General features: G+C 57.9%; 2 protein-coding genes. Both read left to right on the forward strand.

Annotated elements, in window-relative coordinates; all coding sequences use genetic code 11:
• The coding region (locus tag ACFSKV_RS00005; RefSeq protein WP_380799420.1) for a type IX secretion system membrane protein PorP/SprF at positions 1-303 on the forward strand (303 nt) is incomplete at its 5' end.
• Positions 294-2669, forward strand: a complete 2376-nt coding sequence (locus ACFSKV_RS00010) for an OmpA family protein (protein ID WP_380799422.1) — start codon at positions 294-296, stop codon at positions 2667-2669. The genes ACFSKV_RS00005 and ACFSKV_RS00010, both read left to right, overlap by 10 nt.
• Positions 2670-2798: the final 129 nt, after the last annotated feature.

The raw sequence follows: 2798 nt of genomic DNA on the forward strand, positions 1-2798 counted from the left end.
AAGGGTGCGCCGACGTCCTACGATCTTAACGGGATGTTCCTGTTCATGGAGCGTCTGTGGCTGGGCGGTTCGTACCGTTCTAACGTGAAGATCTGGAACGACAACCTGGAGGACAACCTGAACGGCCGCAACGCGTTTGCGTTCATCGCGGAGATCTTTGCGACGGACAACCTGAGGATAGGCTATGCCTACGACCACAACATGAACGTACTTCAGAATTACAGGAACAATTCGCACGAAATATCGGTGGGTTATTATCTTTCGGCAAGAAGTGTTAAATTGAAAAACCCTAGATGGTTCTGATCATGACAAGACATTATAAGACATTATTTGTGGCCCTTACGGGCATGCTCCTGCTGTCGCAGGGGACTTTTGGCCAGCGTGCACTTTTGAACTATGCGGACAAGCAGTCCGGGCTGGAGAACTATGCGCTGGCGGCGGAGGCCTACGGCGATGCGTACTCGAAGAAGGAGAGCCTTTCGACGGCGGTCAAGCTTGCGGAGACCTACGGGAAACTGGGTGACTACGGGAAGTCGTACGAATGGTGGTCGAAGGCGGTGTCCTTTGAGGGTTCTGGCCGGGCGGAGTACCTGGGCTACCTGAACTCGGCGGTGCGTGCGGGGAAGTGGGAGGAGATGGGCGCGCTGCTGTCGGCGGGCGGTTACACGGAGGCTGATTTTCCGGAGATCGACTTTGCGGGGATCCGTGCCCTTTACGGACAGCGTGCGAACGTGAAGCTGGTCCAGGCGGGGATGAACAGCGACGGTTCGGACTACGGCACCTCAGTGGGCCCTGACGGGACGCTGTACTTTGCCAGCGACCGTGGGGGACAGTCCGCGGGAAGCAGGCCGGGAGTGAGGCTTGACGCGAGGAACAACATTTTCAGCACGGAGCGTGACAGCTATACGGGGCGCGATTTTTACAGGCTGTACGGCTACGGCAGCGACGGTAGGGTATCTGTCCTGGTGACCGACCTGGCGGAGGTGCTTCACATGAACGACCCTGCCCTGATGGAGGGCGGCGATGCGGTGTTCTACACGGCGTTCGTGTCCAGGACGAAGCTGAAGGGGAGCAGGGACTTCACGAACTACCCGGGGATCTACTACGGGAAGCTTGGCGCTGACGGGAACATTACGGGGAGTACTGCCTTTCCGTACAACGACCATGTGTCCTACGGTGTGATGAACCCGTATGTTGACACGGAGATGAAGCGTATCTATTTTGCGTCGGACATGCCGGGAGGCTACGGCGGCTATGACATATATTATGTGGAATACAGCGGGGAGATGGAATTCGGCACGCCGGTGAACCTGGGCCCTGAGGTGAACACCGCGGAGAACGAGAGCCACCCATCGAGATCGGGGAGCAGGTTTTATTTTTCGTCGCGGGGCCATACGGGCCTTGGGGGTATGGACGTGTTCACTGCCGATCACCTGAACGGTGAGATCACGGGGGTGATGAACATGGGCATCCCGTACAACAGTCCGGGGGATGATTTTGCCTACGTGGTTGCCGGGGACGGGAAGCGCTACCTTTCCTCAGACAGGGAGGGGGGCCTTGGCCTTGACGACATCTACACGGTTGAGGACCTGTACAGGCGTCTTGTTGCCAGGGTTGTTGACTGTGACGGGAACCTTATCCCGGGGGGCTACGAAGCGGAGCTGGGCAGGCGTGACGGCAGCGGCATGCTGGAGACGCGAATGGGGGACCGGGGAGAGCTTCTGGCGGATCTGGACCCGGAGACGGACTTCAGTCTGCGCATCGGCAGGAAGGGCTACTTCAGCATCACCGACGACAGCCTGAGCACGAAGGGCTTTGCGGGCGACACGGTGTACAGGGAATACAGGCTTGCGGCGATCCCCTACAGGACGCCGGTATATGTGGACATTGTTTATTATGACCTTGACAGGTCAGAGATCAGGAAGGATGCGGAGCCGGCACTGGACAAGGTAGCCGAGCTGATGAACAGGTACGGTTTCATGGACCTGCTGGTGGGCTCGCATACGGATTCGAGGGCAAGCGATGCGTACAACGAGTCGCTGTCGGAGCGCAGGGCTGACGCGGTGCGGGGTTACCTGTCGAAGTACGGTATCCCGGGTGACAGGGTGAGGCTTGAGTGGTACGGTGAGCAGGACCTGGTGAACGGCTGCGGCGACGGAGTACCCTGCGGGGAGCCTGACCACCAGCTGAACAGGAGGAGCGAGCTTGTGCTTGAGGCGTTCCCGGATCCGGAGAAGCAGTACGAGCTTCCCGCAGAGCTGATGGGCAGGGACGTGTGCGACAGGGAGTCCTTCTTCGAGGGTCTTCAGGACGAGATCAACTCTGTTCCGACGGTATACTTTGACTTTGACAGGTGGGACCTGAGACAGGTCCACAGGAAGGAGCTCGAGCGTGTGGCGGTTCTGATGGGCAGGATGGATGGCCTTCAGCTGTACATCGGGGGGCATACGGACCAGCGCGGCAGCGAGGATTACAACAGGACGCTTTCGGAGCGCAGGGCGAAGAGCGTGATGGACTACCTGGTGAAGCGGGGTGTGGACGGCTCAAGGATGCAGCACGAATGGTTCGGTGAGGGCCGTCCGGTGAACGACTGCAGCACGGGAGACTGCACCGAGGCGATGCACCAGCAGAACAGGAGGACGGAGCTGAGACTGGGCAGGAAGAAGTGAGAATGGGAATGAAGAATGAAGAATTAGGAATTAAGAATGAAAGAATTAAGGATATAAAAAAATATTTTTTCCCTAAGCAATTAGGAAACTAAGAAACGGTCTATTTGATTTACTGAAAAGGCTGCCCGG

The organism is Shivajiella indica (assembly GCF_042683085.1).
Classification (GTDB): Bacteria; Bacteroidota; Bacteroidia; order Cytophagales; family Cyclobacteriaceae; genus Shivajiella; species Shivajiella indica.

Bases quoted from the DNA above. Each gene is read 5' to 3' on its own strand.
- ACFSKV_RS00010 (WP_380799422.1), top strand. From the start codon at position 294: ATGGTTCTGATCATGACAAGACATTATAAGACATTATTTGTGGCCCTT.